This window comes from Leifsonia lichenia, from assembly GCF_054780215.1.
Map to the genome: position 1 here is coordinate 71,911 of NZ_BAAGWT010000001.1, position 17,272 is coordinate 89,182.

Sequence of the window (17,272 nt, forward strand, 5' to 3'; positions counted from 1 at the left end):
AGCAATCGAGCCCAGGCTTTTTCACGCTATTCGGCCCGCATACAGTGAAAAACCCTGGGCTCGATTGCTTCGGGGTGGGGCGAGTTGACAGGGGAAGAAGCGGCGGCGGATACTGGATTCGATGTGACCGGTCACATGGGCATGAGGGAGACCAATGGCGGACGACGTGAACGAGACTGTGACGGCCGACGACAGCGCGGCGCACGACGCCATCGCGAGCGGGCGCACGGCGCTCGGCATCGAGCTGGGCTCGACGCGCATCAAGGCCTGCCTGGTCGACGCCGACGACCCGTCCGTGGTGCTCGCCGTCGGCTCGCACGCCTGGGAGAACGAGTTCGTCGACCGCACCTGGACGTACTCGCTCGATGCGGTCCGCACCGGTCTGCAGGCCGCGTACGCCGACCTCGTCTCCGACGCGGAGCGCCGCCACGGCGTGCGTCCAACGACGTACGGCGCCATCGGCGTCTCCGCCATGATGCACGGCTACCTCGCCCTCGACGCCGCTGGCGCGGCCATCGCGCCGTTCCGCACCTGGCGCAACACCTCCACCGGTCCGGCCGCCGCCGAGCTCACCGAGTTGTTCGGCGTGAACATCCCGCTGCGCTGGTCGATCGCGCACCTGCACCAGGCCGTGCTCGACGCCGAACCGCACCTGCCGCAGCTCGCTGCGCTGACCACGCTCGCCGGATACGTGCATCGGCAACTCACCGGACGTCACGTGCTGGGCGTCGGGGACGCATCCGGGATGTTCCCCATCGACCCCGCCACGAAGTCCTACGACTCCGGCCTCATCGCCCGATACGACGCTCTCGCCTCTGAGCGTCTCCCCGTCGCGAGCATCGCCGAGCTGCTGCCGGAGGTCCTGGTCGCCGGTCAGTCCGCGGGGGCGCTCACGGCAGACGGCGCGGCGTTCCTCGACCCGACGGGCGCCCTGCGGCCAGGGGCCGTGTTCGCCCCGCCTGAGGGCGACGCAGGCACCGGGATGGTCGCCACCGACTCGGTGGCGCCACGCACGGGGAACGTCAGCGCGGGCACCAGCATCTTCGCGATGGTCGTGCTCGAACACCCCATCGCGGGCCTGCACCGCGAGCTCGACCTCGTCACCACCCCCGCCGGCGATCAGGTCGCGATGGTGCACTGCAACAACGGGGCGAGCGAACTGGCGGCGTGGGCCGGACTCTTCGCCCGATTCTCCGCCGCGTCAGGAGGCACAGCGGCCGACGCGGACGCCGTCTACGACGTCCTGTTCCGGGAGGCGCTCGACGGCGACAGCGACGCCGGCGGCGTGCTCGCTTACAACACGCTCGCCGGCGAGCCCATCGCAGGACTCGCCGAGGGCCGCCCGCTCGTCGTCCGCACCCCGGACGGCCGCCTCACCCTCGCCAACTTCATGCGCGCCCAGCTCTACGGCGTGTTCGGCACCCTCGCACTCGGGATGCGGGTGCTCGCCGAGGAGGGCGTCGCGCTCGACCGGATGTTCGCCCACGGCGGCATGTTCCGCACCGAGGGGGTCGCGCAGCGATTCCTGGCGGCGGCTCTGGATGCGCCGGTCTCCGTCTCCGAGACGGCCTCCGAGGGCGGCGCCTGGGGGATCGCCGTGCTGGCGGCGTTCACCGGCACGGCAACGGGAACCGCGGCAGGCAGCGCAGCCGCGGAATCGGCCGCGACCTCCCCCGACGACCTCGACACCTACCTGCGCACGCGCGTCTTCCACGCCTTCACGTTCGACACCGCCAGGCCGCACCCGGACGACGTCGCCGGGTTCGCCGCCTACCTCGACCGCTTCGACGCCGGACTCGCCATCGAGCGTGCCGCCGTCGACGCCCTCCCCCTGGAAGGACCAGCAGCGTGACAGACACCACCGGCCAGAACAGCGCCGGCCAGAACAGCGCCGACCAGAACAGCACCGACCAGAACAGCACCGACACCCCCGCCGTCCGTGCCGTCCGCGAGCAGGTCGCCGCCCTGCACTCCGAGCTGACCCGCAACGGCCTTGTCGTTTGGACGGGAGGCAACATCTCCGCTCGCGTCCCCGGCGCCGATCTGTTCGTCATCAAGCCGAGCGGCGTCGACTACGACGACCTCGCGCCGGAGAACATGATCCTCTGCGCGCTCGACGGGCAGGTGGTTCCCGGCTCCGCCGGAGGCGACCGCTCGCCGTCCAGCGACACCGCCGCCCACGCGTACGTGTACCGGAACATGCCGGAGGTGGGCGGCGTCGTCCACACGCATTCGACGTACGCCACCGCCTGGGCGGCGCGCGCGGAGCCGATCCCCTGCGTCATCACCGCGATGGCCGACGAGTTCGGCGGCGACATCCCGGTCGGGCCGTTCGCGATCATCGGCGACGACTCGATCGGCCGCGGCATCGTCGCCACGCTGACCGGGCATCGCTCGCGCGCCGTGCTCATGCAGAACCACGGCGTGTTCACCATCGGCCGGGATGCGCGCGACGCCGTCAAGGCGGCCGTCATGACCGAAGACGTCGCCCGCACCATCCACATCGCCCGGCAGGGCGGCGACCTCGTGCCGATCCCCGCCGCGAGCATCGACGCGCTCTATCACCGCTACCAGAACGTCTACGGACAGAACCCGGAAGGATCTCTCGCCTGATGCCCGGCACACCTCGCACCCCGCTCGCTACCACCCTCGACCACTACGAAGTCTGGTTCCTCACCGGCAGCCAGCACCTCTACGGGCCGGAGACGCTCGCGCAGGTCGCCGAGCAGTCGCGCGCCATCGCCGACCAGCTCGCCGCATCCACTGCTGTTCCCGTGCGCGTGGTGTGGAAGCCCGTGCTCACCGACGCCGACGCGATCCGCCGCATCGCGCTCGAGGCGAACGCCGACGACGCCGTCATCGGCCTCATCGCCTGGATGCACACCTTCAGTCCCGCGAAGATGTGGATTGCCGGACTCGACGCCCTGCGCACGCCGCTGCTGCACTTCCACACGCAGGCGAACGTCGAACTGCCGTGGGGCGAGATCGATTTCGACTTCATGAACCTCAACCAGGCGGCGCACGGCGACCGCGAGTTCGGCTACATCCAGTCGCGGCTGGGCGTCGCGCGCACGACCGTGGTCGGCCACGTGTCGAGCCCGGCCGTCACCGAGCGCATCGGCACCTGGGTGCGCGCCGCCGCCGGCTGGGCGGCCACCCGTTCGCTGAAGCTCGCCCGCTTCGGTGACAACATGCGCTACGTCGCCGTCACCGAGGGCGACAAGACGGAGGCGGAGCTGCGCTTCGGCGTGCAGGTGAACACCTGGGGCGTCAACGAACTGGCGGAGGCGGTCTCGGCCGCGTCCGATGCCGACGTGGATGCGCTGGTCGCCGAGTACGAGGACCTGTACGACGTCGCCCCCGAACTCCGTCGCGGCGGAGACAGGCACGCCTCCCTGCGCGACGGAGCCGCCATCGAGCTCGGTCTGCGGTCATTCCTCGAGTCGGGCGGCTTCGGCGCGTTCACGACGAGCTTCGAAGACCTGGGCGCGTTGAAGCAGCTCCCCGGTCTCGCCGTGCAGCGGCTCATGGCGGACGGCTACGGCTTCGGCGCGGAGGGTGACTGGAAGACCGCGATCCTGGTTCGCGCCGCGAACGTGATGGGCGCGGGTCTGCCGGGCGGCGCATCCCTGATGGAGGACTACACCTACGACCTCACGCCGGGCGACGAGCGCATCCTCGGCGCGCACATGCTGGAGGTGAGCCCGGCGCTCAGCTCCTCTCGGCCGACGCTGGAGGTGCATCCGCTGGGCATCGGTGGCAAGGACGACCCCGTGCGCCTGGTGTTCACGGCCGACCCCGGGCCCGCGGTCGTGGTGGCGCTGTCGGATATGCGCGACCGGTTCCGGTTGGTGGCGAACGTCGTCGAGGTGGTCGAGCCGACCGCGCCGCTCCCCCGCCTGCCCGTCGGTCGCGCCGTCTGGAAGCCCGCACCGGACTTCACCACGTCGGCGACCGCGTGGCTGGAGGCCGGCGCCGCCCACCACACGGTGATGTCGACGGCGGTCGGCCTACAGGCGTTCGAGGACTTCGCGCAGATGGCCGAGACCGAGCTCGTCGTGATCGACGAGCACACCACGCTGCGCGCCTTCACCGACGCGCTCCGCTGGAACTCCGCGTACTACCGTCTCGCCCGCGGCCTCTAGCCAGGCCGCCCCATACCCCTGGCCGCCGTACCTGTCATCGGCGGCGGCGGCCAGGCCCCCTCGCTCCCAAGCAATCGAGCCCAGGGTTTTTCACCTTAAGAAGCGTTCTCAAGGTGAAAAACCCTGGGCTCGATTGCTTGGGGATGGGGGGCGGGGGCGCGGGTTTAGAGGTCGAGGGGACCGAGGGACGGGCGTGCGACGAAGCGCACGGCCGGGTCGGTGGCGACTTCGAGCTCGAGGAGCAGGATGCGGTTCCGGCCGGCCGCGAGGATCGGCGCCGGGACGTAGAGCGTGTACTGCGGGCCGCGCGACCAGTAGCGGCCGAGGCAGAAGCCGTTGATCCAGACGACGCCCTTGCCCCAGTCGCTGGTGTCGAGGAACAGATCGGCCGGTTCGTCGATGTCGAAGGCGCCCGAGGCGAACACCGGGCCGGAGAGCACCCCGGCGCCGTCGCCGCGCACAGACGTCAGGGCGCGCTCGACAGCGTCGATCGCCTCGGGAGACGACACGTCGATCGTCTCGACCGTCCAGTCCGTCACAGCGCGCCCGTCCACCGCGACCGGCCCGATCAGCCCTTTCGCCTCCCCGATGCGCGCGCCGTAGTCGACGCGTCCCTGGTTCTCGATCAGGATGCTCAGCTCGCCGCCGCCCGGGAGCACGAGCGCGCGCTCCTTGTTCTCTCTCGCCAGCTTGCCGACGGCCACACCGTCGAGCGTCACCCACGCGCGATCGCGCACCTCCCCGACCGTCAGCACGGCACCGGCTGCCGCGTCGACAGACGCGCGGTAGATCGCGAACGGCCCGAAGTGACCGAGCGCATCCATCGTCGGAGGCTCCTCGGAGCGAACCGGCGCCGCGACGATCGCGTCGACGGCGCGTAGCGGGAGCACGGCGTCCAACGCGCCGGACACGACAGGGGCGGCCCCGGAGGGAGTGGGCACCTCGTCGGGGACAGGCGCGTGCCGCGCGATCGTCTCCCTGAACGCCCAGTACTTGGCCGTCGGGTTTCCGGCCTCGTCGAGAGGGGCGTCGTAGTCGTAGCTCGTCACGATCGGCGTGTAGTGGCCCTTGTGGTTGGCGCCGTTGGTGAAGCCGAAGTTGGTGCCGCCGTGCACCATGTAGAGGTTGACCGACGCACCGGCGGCGAGCACCGCATCCAGTTCCGCAGCAGAGTCTGCGGGCGACGTGATGTGGTGGTATTCGCCCCAGTGGTCGAACCAGCCGTTCCAGAACTCGGAGCACATCAGCGGTCCGGTCGGCTGATACTCCCGCAGAGTGGCCAGGCGCTCGACGGCGCGAGACCCGAACGACGCCGTGCGGTGCAGGTCCGGCAGGGAGCCGTTCTCGAGCATCGAGGGCTGCGGCTGGTCGACCGTGGTCAGCGGAACGACGATCCCGGATGCGCGGGTCACGTCGACGAGCGCGCGCAGGTAGTCCTTGTCGTCGCCGTATGCGCCGTACTCGTTCTCGATCTGCACGAGCACGACGGGGCCGCCGTTGTCGAGCTGGCGCGGGGCGACGACGGCGTACACCTCGCGCAGGTAGCGGCTGACGGCGGCGAGGTAGCGCGGCTCGCTGCGCCGGATGCCGACGCCGGGCTCGGCGGTCAGCCAGGCCGGCAGACCGCCGTTGACCCACTCGGCGCAGATGTACGGGCCGGGGCGCACGATGGCGCGCATCCCCTCGGCGGCGACCGCGTCGAGGAACGCGCCGAGGTCGAGGCCGTCCTCCGCCGTCCACGTGCCCTCTACGGGTTCGTGCAGGTTCCACGGCACGTACGTCTCGATGGTGTTGAGGCCCATCAGCCTGGCCTTGTGGATGCGGTCCGCCCACTGTCCAGGATGCACGCGGAAGTAGTGCAGGGCGCCGGAGATCACCTGGAACGGCCGGCCGTCGAGCAGGAAGTCGCGCTCGCCGATCTCGAACCGGCCTGGCCGTCCCTGCGATGCGTCCGCCGCCCCGCTCGCCGCCTCGCTCGCGGCCGGCGCATCCAGGATTCCGGTGTCTGCTGTCCCCGTTGTCATCGGTGCTGTCGTCTCCATCGTGTCCCGTGTCCCTGCTGTGTCGTGGCTGCGGCCGGTCGCGCGGGGCGACCGGCCGCGGCCACTGGTCGTGCGGTGCTACTTCGCCGTGACGGTGAAGCCCTGCTGGTTGCCGTAGTCGACCAGCGACTTCTGCCAGGCTTGGAGGCCGGCGTTGAGGTCGCTGTTGTTGGAGTACGCCTGGCCGACGGTGTCGCCGTAGATGCTGTTCGCGTACACCTGGAACGGCAGGTACTGCCAGCCGGTCGAGACGTTCTTGGCGCCGTCCACGAGCACCTCGTTGATCTTCTGGCCGCCGAAGTACTCGGGGGCGGAGGCGAGGAAGTCGCTCGCTTCGAGGTCCTTCGTGGTCGACGGGAAGCCGCCGGACTGGAGGAAGACCTTGATCGACTCGTCGCTGTTGTTCAGCCACTTGAGGAACCCGGCGGCGAGCGCCGGGTTCTTGCTCTGCTTGAGCACGACCTGGCCGCCTCCGCCGTTCTCGGCGTTGGCCGGGGTGCCGTCGTAGGTCGGGATCGGAGCGACGCGCCACTGGCCTGCGCCGTCCTTGACGGACGACTCGAGCACGCCCGGCATCCACGCGCCGGTCACCAGGGTGGCGATGGAGCCGTTGCCGAGCGCCTTGAACCAGTCGTCACTCCAGCCGGGCACCGAGGAGAGCAGCTTGTTCTCGACGAGTTTGTTCCAGGTGCTCGTCCACTTCTTGGTGCCGTCGTCCTGCAGGTTGATCGACACCTTCGTGCCATCGACCTGGAACGGGCGTCCGCCCGCCTGCCAGATCATGCTGGTGGTGAAGCCGGAGTCGCCGGAGTCGCTGGTGATGTATGCGTTCGGGTCGGCGGCGTGCAGCTTGGTGGCCGCATCCACGTACTCGTCCCAGGTCTTCGGCACGGCGATGCCGTACTTGTCGAAGACCGTCTTGTTGTAGAACATCGCCATGGGGCCGGAGTCCTGCGGCAGGCCGACGAGCTGACCGCCGACGTTGACCGAGCCCCAGGGGCCGGGGGTGTAGTCGCTCTTGAGCTTGTCGAAGCCGAACTGCTTGAGGTCGACGAGCGCCTTGCCGAGGGCGAACTGCGGGATGGCGTAGTACTCGACCTGGGCCACGTCCGGCGCGCCGGAGCCCGCCTTGATGGCGTTCTGCAGCTTGGTGTACTCGGTGGTGTTGGTGCCGGCGTTCACCAGCTTGACCTTCACCTTCGGGTACTGCTTCTCGAACGCGGCGACCTGTGCCTCCGCCGACGGCGTCCACGACCAGTATGTGATCGTGCCGCCCTCCTTCAGGGCGGACTCGATGTCGGAGGAACCGCCTCCGGATGCTGCGGTGCCTCCTGAGCAGGCGGCGAGCGACGCGCCGATCACGGCGCTGGCGGCGATGGCCGTCACGACGCGTCGAAGCACCGACGAACGCGAGATGCGCTTCATGGTGTTTCCTTTCACTTCATTCACTTCATCGGGATGAGGGTGTGTGCTGGGCAGGACGCCCGTGGGAGGGGTGTTGCGGGTGCAAGCAGCGGTCTCCCGTCACTGCTTGACGCTTCCGGCGCTCAACCCCGACTGCCAGAACCGCTGCAGGAAGAGGAAGGCGATGACGATGGGCACGATGGTGAGCAGCGAGCCCGTGATGACGAGGTTGTAGATCGGCTGCGCTCCGACGCCGATGGCCTGGGCGCTCCACTGACCGAGGCCGACCGTGAGCGGATACCACTGCGGGTCGCTCAGCATGATCAGCGGGAGGAAGTAGTTGTTCCACGTGGCGACGATGGCGAACAGCAGCACCGTGACGATTCCGGGGGCGAGGAGCCGCAGCGAGATCGTGAAGAAGGTGCGGAACTCGCCGGCCCCGTCCATCCTGGCGGCTTCGAGCAGCTCGGTCGGGATGGCCTCCGACGCGTACGTCCAGACCAGGTAGAGGCCGAACGGGCTCACCAGCGACGGCAGGATGACCGCCCAGGGCGTGTTGGTCAGGCCCACCTGGCTGAACATCAGGAAGGTCGGGACGGCGAGCGCCGTTCCCGGCACGGCGATGGCGCCGAGAACGATGGCGAACACCGCGCGCTTGCCGGGGAACTTGTACTTCGCGAGCCCGTACCCCGCGACGGTCGCGAGCAGGGTCGCGCCTCCCGCCCCGACGACCACGTAGAGGAGGGTGTTGCCGAACCACTGCAGGAAGATCCCGTTGCGGTAGCCGAGGGTGTCCGCGATGTTCTGGAACAGCGAGAAGCCGTTGCCGAACCAGAGGCCGAACGACGAGAACAGCTCCGGCTGGGTCTTGGTGGCGTTCACGATCAGCCAGACCAGAGGGACGATCGAGTAGATCGTGAAGATCACCATGACGATCGTGAGCACGATCGATCTGCGCTGGCGCGGGTTGCGGCGGGCTGAGCCTGCTCTCGCGGGACGGCGGGAGGCACCGGATGCGCGACGCGCCGGGGTGCGGCCCTCGCGCTCGGGGGCGATGACGGCCATCAGGCGTTCTCCTTCCTCGAGCCGCGCAACTGCACGACGTAGGCGATCACCGCGGTGAGGACGCCCATGACGATCGCGACGGTGGCCGCGTAGTTGAATTGCTGACCGGCGAACGAGAGGTTGTATGCGTACATGTTCGGGGTGAAGTAGCTGGAGATCGCGTTAGGTGCGAGGGGCTTCAGCAGGTTGGGCTCGTTGAACAACTGGAAGCTGCCGATGATCGAGAAGATCGTGGCGATCACGATGGCGCCGCGCACGGCGGGGATCTTGATGCTGAACACCGTGCGGAACGCGCCGGCTCCGTCGATCTCTGCCGCCTCGTACAGCTCGCCGGGGATGACCTTGAGCGCCGCGTAGAAGATGAGCATGTTGTAGCCCATGAACTCCCAGGTGACGATGTTGCCGATGGAGCCGAGGATCCAGGAGCCGCTGAGCGGGGCGAAGCTGGTGCCGAGCAGGTCGTTGATGCTCGCCGTGAGACCGAACTGGTCGCCGTAGATGAAGCCCCAGATCAGGGCGGCGACGACGCCGGGGACCGCATACGGCAGGAAGATCGCGATGCGGAAGAATCCGGCCCCGTGCAGCCGCGCGCTGTCGAGGGCGAGCGCCGCGGTGAGCGAGAGCACGAGCATGATCGGCACCTGCACCACGAGGAAGACGGTGACGCGGCCGAGGGACTCCCAGAACTTCGCGTCGGTGAAGACGGCGATGTAGTTCTCGAGCCCTGCGAACACGGTGCCGCCGACGAGCTGCTCGCGGAACAGGCTGAGGTAGATCGCGTAGAGGACCGGGGCGATGATCATCGCCGCGAACACGACCATGAAGGGAGCCACGAACGCCCAGCCGCGCCAGTCGCGACGGTGGCGTCGGCGCGGCGCGCTCAGGGCGGCGCTACGGGGTGCGGACGTCGTTGTCAAAATGGCCTTCCTTGTCGTTGCACCGATGTTTACGTCAACATCGGCGGGGCTACACTAACATGTTGACGTCAACATGGCGCAAGTCCTTCTTTCGGATCTGCCAGAGTTGACCCAGACGGACAGCACAGCCGAACAACGCAGACGCTTCGAGAAAGGGCAGCGCGATGACCGAGCAGAACACCGCGCGCAGCCGCGCCAGACGCGGGCCGTCGCTCGCCGACGTCGCCGGGCACGCCGGGGTGTCGACGCAGACTGTCTCCCGCGTCGCCAACGGGCTCACCAACGTGGAGCCGGCCACGCGCGACCGCGTGCTCCACTCGATGCAGGCACTCGGCTACCGGCCCAACCGCGCCGCCCGTGCGCTGCGCTCCGGCCGCTTCCGCAGCATCGGCGTCGTCATGTTCACGCTGTCGTCGTACGGCAACATGCGCACCCTCGACGCCATCGCCGTCTCGGCAGCGCGAGCCGGATACTCGATCAACCTCGTCCCCGTCGAGCATCCCACCCAGCAGGATGTGTCCGTCGCGTTCTCGCGCCTTCTCGAGCAGGCGGTCGACGGCATCATCATCGTCATCGAGGCGCACATCGTCGACAGGGCGGACGTCGAACTGCCTCCCGGCCTGTCCGTCGTGGTCATCGACTCGACGGCGCGCGCCGACTACCCGCAGGTCGACACAGACCAAGCGCAGGGCGCGCGGCTCGCCACGGAGCACCTGCTCGCCCTCGGCCACGAGACGGTGTGGCACATCTCCGGCCCCGCCGACTCGTACTCCGCCACCCGGCGCGCCCAGTCCTGGCGTTCTGTGCTGGAGGAGGCGGGCCGCCCTGTGCCTGAGCCGATGCTCGGCGACTGGTCGACCGCTGCCGGATACGAGCACGGCAAGACGATCGCCGCGCATCCGGAGATCACGGCCGTGTTCGCCGCGAACGACCAGATGGCGCTCGGCGTGCTGCGCGCTCTGCACGAGCACGGCCGCCGTGTGCCGGAGGACGTCAGCGTGGTCGGCTTCGACGACATGGCGGAGTCCGACTCGTTCTGGCCGCCGCTCACCACGGTTCATCAGGAGTTCGAGGCGACAGGCCACCGCGCGGTCGAACTGCTCATCGCGGAGATCGAGTCCCGCCCCGAGCCCGCCGCGGCCACCGTGCTGCCGACGCGGCTCGTCGTCCGCGCATCCACGGGGCAGGCGCCGGCGCGCTGAAACCCAGCTCGCATCCTGGCCAGTGGATTAATTTCGCTGCAGAATGTCGATGGTGTGCGTCCTCGTTCGACGTGGGGGTGAACCGTTCGCAATCGAAAGGATGAACGATGAAGTACATGATGTTCGTTGTCACCGACTCCGACCGAGACACCGAGTCGGACGAATCGGATGTGAACCTCTGGGTCGACGAGCTCGATGCCAGCGGCAAGCGCATCATCGGAGAGGTCCTCGAGCCACCGGCGAAGTCAACGATCGTGCGCGTGCGCGATGGGAAGCGCCACGTCACAGACGGCCCGTTCGCGGAGACCAAGGAGTGGATCTGCGGCTTCGACATCCTCGAGTGCGAGAGCCTGGACGAGGCGATCGAGATCGCGTCCCGGCACCCCATGGCGCGCAACGGCCAGTTGGAGATCCGCCCGTTCATGACCTGGGAGTGATCCGGCTGCGCCACGCCGACTGCCGCGCCGGTCCTGCTCAGGCGCGGCGGTAGCGGTGCTCCGGACGGCCGGTGCTGCCGTAGCGCAGGGCGACCTCGACCAGACCGCGGGCGGCGAGCGCCGCGAGGTAGCGCTGCGCCGTCGCCCGCGAGACGCCCGTGACGGCGGCGACGTCCGCCGCCGTCACCTCTCCGCCGTCGAGCTGGGCGAGCACGAGCTGCTCCGTCGCCGACCGCGACGACGAGGCGGCGGCGGTGTCGCCGGAGTGCAGGATGCGCAGCGCACGTTCCACCGCCTCCTGGTCTGCTCCCCTGTCGTCGCGCAGCACGTTGCGGTAGCGCAGGTACGCGTCGAGTCTGTCGCCGAGCAGCCGCGCGTCGAACGGCTTGATGAGGTAGGTCAGCGCGCCGGAGCGCAGCGCGCGGCGGATGGTCGCCCCGTCGGTCGCGGCGCTGATCACGAACGCGTCCGTGTCGAGCTCCGCGAGCAGCGCGAGCCCATCTCCGTCCGGCAGGTAGACGTCGACCAGCACGAGGTCGGGCGCCTGGTCGCGCACGACGGCGCGCGCCTCCCGGGCGGTGTGCACCGCCTCCAGCGCTGTGAAGCCGGGGCGGGAGGCGACCACGTCGCGGTGCAGACCGGCGACGTGGAAGTCGTCGTCGACGACGAGAGCGCGGATGTCGTCGCTCACGGGCGACCCCTTTCGATCGGTGGCTGCGCGGAGCCCGGCTGCGCGGAGCCCGGATGCGCGGAGCCCGGCTGGACCGCATCCGCCCTCATCGTGCCAGGCAGTCGCGCGCACAGCACGGCGCCGCCTCCCGACCCTTCCGGCCCCGCCGCCCCACCTGCGTCCACCAGCCACACCTCTCCCCCGCGCCGTCTGGCGATGTCGCGGCACAGCGGAAGTCCGAACCCGTGCCCGTGGACCGCGTCCACCCCCGCCTGCTCCCTGTCGTCGCCGCGCAGGAACAGTGCGGAAGGGTCTGCGACCCCTCGACCGGAGTCGCCGACCGTCAGGAACAGGTCGTCCCCGGCGTCCAGCAGCTCCACCTCGACCCAGCGCGGCTCCTCGCCGTCGACGGCCGCGTTGATCGCGTTGTCGATCAGGTTGCCGAGCACGGTCGCCACGTCCTCCGGCTCGGCGACAGCGCCCGTCACCAGTGTCTCCGCGCCGAGCGTCAGCAGCACACCCCGCTCCGCCGCCTCGATGCCCTTGGCCCCGAGCAACGCCTGCAGGTATGGCTCCTGGATGCGGTCGGCGTGCTCCACCGGGAACTTCAGCGGCCCGCGGGCGACCACGTCCGCGAGGTAGCCGCGCGCATCCCGCACCCGGTCGGCGTCGATCAGCCCGGCCACGACGTGCAGCTTGTTCGCGAACTCGTGCCGCTGCGCCCGCAGTGCGTTGGTCATGGTCGCGACGGCGTCCAGGCGTCTGGCCAGCGCATCCAGGTCCGTCCTGTCGCGCAACACAGCGACGGTGCCGAGGTCCCGTCCGCCGCGCTCGACTCTGCGCACGTCGAGGTAGACGACGCGGCCGCCTGTGACGACCACGTCCTGCACGGCCGCGTCTCCCGGCACGGACTGCAGCAGCCGTTCGAGCGGCGCAGGCAGCCCGAGGTCCCGCACAGGCGAGCCGACGGGATGCGGCAACCCGAGCATCCGCGCCGCCCGCTCGTTGCAGACGCTCACCTCCCCGGAGGGGGTGACGGCGAGCACGCCCTCTCCGACGCCGTCGAGCACGGCCGCCTGGTCCTGCACCAGCGCGCTCAGCTCCTCCGGCTGGAGTCCGATGGTCAGGCGGGTGAGCCTGCGCCGGATGAGCACGGACGCGACCACCCCGATCGCGAGCGCGACCACGGCAGCGACGGCGATCCCGCCGAGCAGAGCGGGAAGCTCGGTGAACACACTGGCGGCGGCGAAGCCGACGCTCACCTCCCCCACCGGCACACGGCTGTCGGCGCCCGGCGCGTACACCGGCACCTTCGCCCGCGCGGACTCGCCCAGCGTCCCCGTCTCCCACGCCACGGTCTCCCGCCCGGCCACCGCGTCCTCGAAGCTCGTGCTCACCCGCTCGCCGAGGCGGCTCTCGTCCGGATGCGCGAGCCGGATGCCGTGGTCGTCCGTGATCACGACGAACAGCGCACCCGTGCGGGTCCGCACGGCTTCGGCGAGCGGCTGCAGCGGCCCTGCGGCGACGGCGGCGTGCGTCGGCGTGCCAGGGTCGTCGCTGAACTCGGCCACCGAGGCGCGCACCTCCACGTCCTCCGCGACCGTGCGGGCGATGGCGAGCGCCGACGACTCCGCCTCCCGCTGCAACTGCTGCACTCCGAGCACGGCGAACACACCGGCGCTCACCGCGACCACCGCGGAGACGGTCGCCAGCTGGAGGAGCAGCACGTGGCTGGCGAACCGCATCCGAAACTCCTTCGTGTCGCATCCAGGCTAGGCGTCCACACCGCGAGACACCGAATGAGCAGAATGCGCAGAACCCGGAGAATGCGCAGATCGTGCGGGAACGCGCGATACCCGGCCGCGCACCGCATCCCCTCGTAGCGTGTGACCGTCGCATCCGCTCGACAGCTCCATCCACTACGACAAAGGAGTCGGCGTGCTCGTCATCCTCGGATTCGCCATGATCCTCACCTTCATGGCGCTCATCATGACCAAACGGCTGACGCCGATGGTCGCCCTCATTCTCGTGCCGACCATCTTCGGACTGTTCGCCGGGGCGGGACTCGGGCTCGGCGACATGATCATGAAGGCGATCGGCGGTCTCGCGCCGACCGCCGCCCTGCTGATGTTCGCCATCATGTTCTTCGGCATCATGATCAACGTCGGCCTGTTCGACCCGCTCATCCGGTTCATCGTGCGCTTCCTCGGCGACGATCCGGCGAAGGTCGTGCTCGGCACGGCGGTGCTCGCCGGCGCCGTCTCCCTCGACGGCGACGGCTCGACCACCTTCATCATCACCACGTCGGCCATGCTGCCGATCTACCTCCGGCTCGGGATGAGCCCCGTCGTCCTCACCTGCGTCGCCGGGCTCGTCAACGGCACCCTGAACATCGTGCCGTGGGGCGGCCCGACCGCACGAGCGGCCTCCGCGCTGAACGTCTCGCCGACCGACATCTTCGTGCCCATGCTGCCGTCGCTCGGCATCGGCCTCGTCGTGGCGTTCGCCCTGGTGTGGATGCTCGGACTCGGCGAGCGCCGCCGCCTCGGCACGCTGGCCGTCGCCACCCCGATGCTGCGCGAGCCGGTCGCGGCCGGTTCCGGCGCCGGTGCCGGCGCTGGTGCCGGCGCCGCATCCACCCGTTTCTCGCTGTTCCAGGGCGGACGGCTGGTGCGCGGCTCGCAGGCGGCTCCCGGCGCCCGCGGCGCGGTGGACACCACCGGAATCGTCACCGTCTCCGGCGCGCGGCCGAACCAGGGCGACACGGCGATGGCCGACACGATGCTCGACCCGAACCGCCCGTCGCTGCGCCCGAAGCTCATCTGGGTCAACTTCGCCCTCACCGTGGCCGTGATGGTGCTGCTCGTGCTCGACGTGCTCCCGCTGGCGTACATCTTCATGGTCGGCACGGCGCTCGCCCTGGTGATCAACTTCCCGAAGCTGCGCAGCCAGGCCGACGAGATCGTCGCGCACGCCCCGAGCATCGTCGGCGTGGTGTCGATGGTCCTCGCGGCCGGCGTGCTCGTCGGCGTGCTCAACGGCACCGGCATGGTCACCGCGATGGCCAACTGGGTCGTGCACATCGTGCCGGCGTCGATGGGACCGTTCCTCGCGGTGATCACCGGGCTGCTGTCCATCCCGATGACGTTCTTCATGTCGAACGACGCCTTCTACTTCGGCATCCTCCCGATCCTCTCGGAGACGGCAGCCACCTACGGCATCAGCCCGGTCGAGATGGCCAGGGCGTCGATCATCGGCCAGCCGATCCACCTGCAGAGCCCGCTCGTTCCCGCGATCCTGCTGCTGGTCTCCCTCGCGAACGTGAACCTCGGCGACCACCACAAGAAGGTGCTGTGGCGCGCGCTCCTGGTCTCGCTGGTGATGCTCACCGTCGGCGTGGTGCTGGGCGCCATCCCCTTCGGCTGACGCCCCACCCACCCCACCCACCCATCCACCCCACCCCATCCCGTCCACCCATCCACCCCACCCCATCGAGTGGTCCCGAATTGCCGTGCGGCCCGGGCGCTCGCGGCAATTCGGGACCACTCGATGACGGGCGCACACGGAGCATGGGCTCAGACACAGCGTTCCCATAGGATCGGGCCATGCTGCTCGTCCCGCTGCTCGCGCTCACGCTGTTCGTCTTCGCCCTGGTGGACATCATCCTGCGTCCGTCCGACCAGGTGCGGCACCTGCCGAAGCTGGTCTGGGTGTTCATCGTGATCCTGCTCCCGCTCATCGGCAGCATCCTGTGGTTCGCGCTCGGCAGGGAGTACGGCCAGCGCGAGCCCCGGCAGAAGCGCACCGTGGTGGTGCGGGAGGCGGCGCCGCAGCGCGTTCAGCACACTCGGACGCTGAGCACGGAGGAGCAGCTCGCCGCGGTCGAGAAGGAGATCGCATACCACGAGCGCCAGGAGCGCATCCGGCAACTCGAGGATGAAGTGCGGCGGCGCAAGGACGCCACGGGAGACGCCGCCGTCTAGAGCACCAGTTCGCGGCGTACGATCTGCTGCGCCACCATGGTGAGCTGCATCCCGTTGCTGCGCGCATACGACCGGATGCGCGTGAACGCCTCGTCAACGGGAATGCGGTGGGAGTACGACACGACGCCCTTCGCCTGCTCGATGACCACCCGGCTGTCGAGCGCGTGCTGCAACTGATCGCGCACCACATCGCTCTCCGCGAGCGCCCTCTGCTGCATGATGCCGATGGTCGCCACATCGGCCATCGCCTGCGCAGCCACCGCGTCGATCTCCGTCATCGAGCCCGTCTCGTCGCCGAACAGGTTGAGCGAGCCGATCGTCGCGCGCCGCAGCCGCAGCGGGAACGCGTGCACCGCGTGGAAGCCCTGGTCGGTCGCCTGGGCGCAGAACTGCGTCCAGGTGCGCTCGACGAGCGCAAGATCGGGCACAGCGACCGCCGAACCGCTGCGGTAGCACTCGACGCACGGCCCGCCGTCCGGCCCGAGCTGCATCAGCTCGATCAGGCCGCTGCGCTCGTCGGTGGAGGCGACAACGTGCAGCTCACCCGTGCCGTCTGCCAGCAGGATTCCTGCCTGGCTGATGCTCAGCAGCTCCTGGCAGCGCTCGACCAGTGTCTGCAGCAGATCGACGATGTCGTAGTCGGCCACAAGCGAGTCGGCGAGCACGGCGAACGTCTCCAGGATGCGTCCCTCGCGCGTTGTCTCCTGCATCGTCCCTCACCTCTCGCCGTCTGCGGCGAAGTCCAGCCGCCACGCGAGGATGTCCTCCGACACCTCGCGCATCGTCATGTCGTGCGCGAACGCGTGCGCGCGGATCACGAGCTCGGCGTCCTCCGGCGTCACCCCGAGCTGTGCGATGACGGCGCCCGTCGCCTGGTGGATGCGCCTGCGCGAGAACTCCCCGCCGTCCGCGTCCTCCCCCGGCTTCCTGTCCAGCCTGCCGAGCAGGTCGCGCAGCAGGCGCCGCCCTGCGTCTTCTGCGAGCTCCGTCGCGCGCCGGGTGTCCGCATCCCGAAGCTGGACAGGCTGGGCGCTGTAGAGGTCGATCACCCCGAGGTTGAGCGTCCCGATGGCGAGCGGGAACGCGAACAGGGACGCCACCGGCAGCCCGGCGGCCGCGTGGGCGAAGGACGGCCATGGCGCGCCGGGCATCCGGCGCAGGTCGGGCGCGAGCACAGGGCGCCTGGTGGCGAGCGCCTCCCAGCACGGGCCCTCGCGCAGGTCGAACTGCAGTTCGTCGAGGCGCGCGGCGACATCGTCGGTCGCGCACACCGTCTCCGGGGCGACCAGGTCGCCGATGGTCGACACGGCGGCGCCGGTCACGGGCAGAGCGCGGAGGAACGGCGCGCAGTATCCGGCCTCGCCCGCGATGGCTCCTCGATCGTCGCTCACGTCGCCGCACCACCTT

15 protein-coding genes are annotated in these 17,272 nt (G+C 69.7%); 7 read left to right on the plus strand and 8 right to left on the minus strand.

Going from position 1 to position 17,272, the window contains the following annotated elements; translation table 11 throughout:
• The first annotated feature begins 154 nt into the window (after positions 1-154).
• The 3 genes from ACYVGI_RS00380 to araA are packed head-to-tail and all read left to right on the plus strand — an operon-like array spanning position 155 to position 4,145.
• Complete coding sequence (locus ACYVGI_RS00380; protein WP_460630709.1) at positions 155-1,852, plus strand: xylulokinase; 1,698 nt, start codon at positions 155-157, stop codon at positions 1,850-1,852.
• Complete coding sequence (locus ACYVGI_RS00385) at positions 1,849-2,613, plus strand: L-ribulose-5-phosphate 4-epimerase (protein ID WP_460630710.1); 765 nt, start codon at positions 1,849-1,851, stop codon at positions 2,611-2,613. The genes ACYVGI_RS00380 and ACYVGI_RS00385 overlap by 4 nt, the downstream gene beginning before the upstream one ends.
• Positions 2,613-4,145: an L-arabinose isomerase gene (gene araA / locus ACYVGI_RS00390; RefSeq protein ID WP_460630711.1), complete on the plus strand. Its 1,533-nt coding sequence runs from the start codon at positions 2,613-2,615 to the stop codon at positions 4,143-4,145. Before ACYVGI_RS00385 ends, araA begins: the two co-directional genes overlap by 1 nt.
• 164 nt (positions 4,146-4,309) lie before the next feature.
• On the opposite strand, the gene ACYVGI_RS00395 is transcribed toward araA, so the two are convergent.
• The 4 genes from ACYVGI_RS00395 to ACYVGI_RS00410 all read right to left on the minus strand — a co-directional run bounded on the left by ACYVGI_RS00395 (position 4,310) and on the right by ACYVGI_RS00410 (position 9,573).
• Positions 4,310-6,169, minus strand: coding sequence for a glycoside hydrolase family 35 protein (locus tag ACYVGI_RS00395; RefSeq protein ID WP_460630712.1), 1,860 nt, complete (start codon positions 6,167-6,169; stop codon positions 4,310-4,312).
• A 96-nt stretch (positions 6,170-6,265) separates the two neighbouring features.
• Positions 6,266-7,612 carry an ABC transporter substrate-binding protein gene (locus ACYVGI_RS00400; RefSeq protein WP_460630713.1) on the minus strand — a complete coding sequence of 449 codons (1,347 nt, stop codon included), beginning with the start codon at positions 7,610-7,612 and terminating at the stop codon, positions 6,266-6,268.
• 99 nt (positions 7,613-7,711) lie between these two features.
• On the minus strand, positions 7,712-8,656 hold the full coding sequence (locus ACYVGI_RS00405; RefSeq protein ID WP_460630714.1) for a carbohydrate ABC transporter permease: 945 nt from the start codon (positions 8,654-8,656) through the stop codon (positions 7,712-7,714).
• Positions 8,656-9,573: a carbohydrate ABC transporter permease gene (locus tag ACYVGI_RS00410; protein ID WP_402851470.1), complete on the minus strand. Its 918-nt coding sequence runs from the start codon at positions 9,571-9,573 to the stop codon at positions 8,656-8,658. The genes ACYVGI_RS00405 and ACYVGI_RS00410 overlap by 1 nt, the downstream gene beginning before the upstream one ends.
• Positions 9,574-9,737: 164 nt before the next feature.
• Between ACYVGI_RS00410 and ACYVGI_RS00415 the strand changes: the two genes are divergently transcribed.
• Positions 9,738-10,775: a LacI family DNA-binding transcriptional regulator gene (locus tag ACYVGI_RS00415; protein ID WP_460630715.1), complete on the plus strand. Its 1,038-nt coding sequence runs from the start codon at positions 9,738-9,740 to the stop codon at positions 10,773-10,775.
• 107 nt (positions 10,776-10,882) lie between these two features.
• The gene (locus tag ACYVGI_RS00420) at positions 10,883-11,212 is read left to right on the plus strand and encodes a YciI family protein (RefSeq protein ID WP_460630716.1); all 330 of its coding nucleotides are present in this window, start codon (positions 10,883-10,885) and stop codon (positions 11,210-11,212) included.
• Positions 11,213-11,249: 37 nt separating this feature from the next.
• Here the strand turns inward: ACYVGI_RS00420 and ACYVGI_RS00425 are convergent, their stop codons facing one another.
• Positions 11,250-11,903 carry a response regulator gene (locus tag ACYVGI_RS00425; protein ID WP_460630717.1) on the minus strand — a complete coding sequence of 218 codons (654 nt, stop codon included), beginning with the start codon at positions 11,901-11,903 and terminating at the stop codon, positions 11,250-11,252.
• Entirely contained in the window at positions 11,900-13,627 is a 1,728-nt protein-coding gene (locus ACYVGI_RS00430) for a sensor histidine kinase (protein ID WP_460630718.1), read from the minus strand. Before ACYVGI_RS00430 ends, ACYVGI_RS00425 begins: the two co-directional genes overlap by 4 nt.
• 217 nt (positions 13,628-13,844) lie before the next feature.
• Here ACYVGI_RS00430 and ACYVGI_RS00435 point away from each other — a divergent pair, with 217 nt between their 5' ends.
• Entirely contained in the window at positions 13,845-15,308 is a 1,464-nt protein-coding gene (locus tag ACYVGI_RS00435; protein ID WP_460631463.1) for a CitMHS family transporter, read from the plus strand.
• 179 nt (positions 15,309-15,487) lie between these two features.
• Positions 15,488-15,865: a PLD nuclease N-terminal domain-containing protein gene (locus tag ACYVGI_RS00440; RefSeq protein ID WP_460630719.1), complete on the plus strand. Its 378-nt coding sequence runs from the start codon at positions 15,488-15,490 to the stop codon at positions 15,863-15,865.
• Here the strand turns inward: ACYVGI_RS00440 and ACYVGI_RS00445 are convergent.
• The gene (locus ACYVGI_RS00445) at positions 15,862-16,575 is read right to left on the minus strand and encodes a GAF and ANTAR domain-containing protein (protein WP_460630720.1); all 714 of its coding nucleotides are present in this window, start codon (positions 16,573-16,575) and stop codon (positions 15,862-15,864) included. The genes ACYVGI_RS00440 and ACYVGI_RS00445 overlap by 4 nt on opposite strands.
• 6 nt (positions 16,576-16,581) lie before the next feature.
• The gene (locus ACYVGI_RS00450; protein ID WP_460630721.1) at positions 16,582-17,256 is read right to left on the minus strand and encodes a GAF and ANTAR domain-containing protein; all 675 of its coding nucleotides are present in this window, start codon (positions 17,254-17,256) and stop codon (positions 16,582-16,584) included.
• Positions 17,257-17,272 lie beyond the last annotated feature (16 nt).

Coding starts and splice junctions, on each gene's coding strand:
- ACYVGI_RS00380 (WP_460630709.1), top strand. CDS start 155: ATGGCGGACGACGTGAACGAGACTGTGACGGCCGACGACAGCGCGGCG.
- araA (WP_460630711.1), top strand. CDS start 2,613: ATGCCCGGCACACCTCGCACCCCGCTCGCTACCACCCTCGACCACTAC.
- ACYVGI_RS00395 (WP_460630712.1), bottom strand. CDS start 6,169: ATGACAACGGGGACAGCAGACACCGGAATCCTGGATGCGCCGGCCGCG.
- ACYVGI_RS00400 (WP_460630713.1), bottom strand. CDS start 7,612: ATGAAGCGCATCTCGCGTTCGTCGGTGCTTCGACGCGTCGTGACGGCC.
- ACYVGI_RS00405 (WP_460630714.1), bottom strand. CDS start 8,656: ATGGCCGTCATCGCCCCCGAGCGCGAGGGCCGCACCCCGGCGCGTCGC.
- ACYVGI_RS00415 (WP_460630715.1), top strand. CDS start 9,738: ATGACCGAGCAGAACACCGCGCGCAGCCGCGCCAGACGCGGGCCGTCG.
- ACYVGI_RS00420 (WP_460630716.1), top strand. CDS start 10,883: ATGAAGTACATGATGTTCGTTGTCACCGACTCCGACCGAGACACCGAG.
- ACYVGI_RS00430 (WP_460630718.1), bottom strand. CDS start 13,627: ATGCGGTTCGCCAGCCACGTGCTGCTCCTCCAGCTGGCGACCGTCTCC.
- ACYVGI_RS00435 (WP_460631463.1), top strand. CDS start 13,845: ATGATCCTCACCTTCATGGCGCTCATCATGACCAAACGGCTGACGCCG.
- ACYVGI_RS00440 (WP_460630719.1), top strand. CDS start 15,488: ATGCTGCTCGTCCCGCTGCTCGCGCTCACGCTGTTCGTCTTCGCCCTG.
- ACYVGI_RS00445 (WP_460630720.1), bottom strand. CDS start 16,575: ATGCAGGAGACAACGCGCGAGGGACGCATCCTGGAGACGTTCGCCGTG.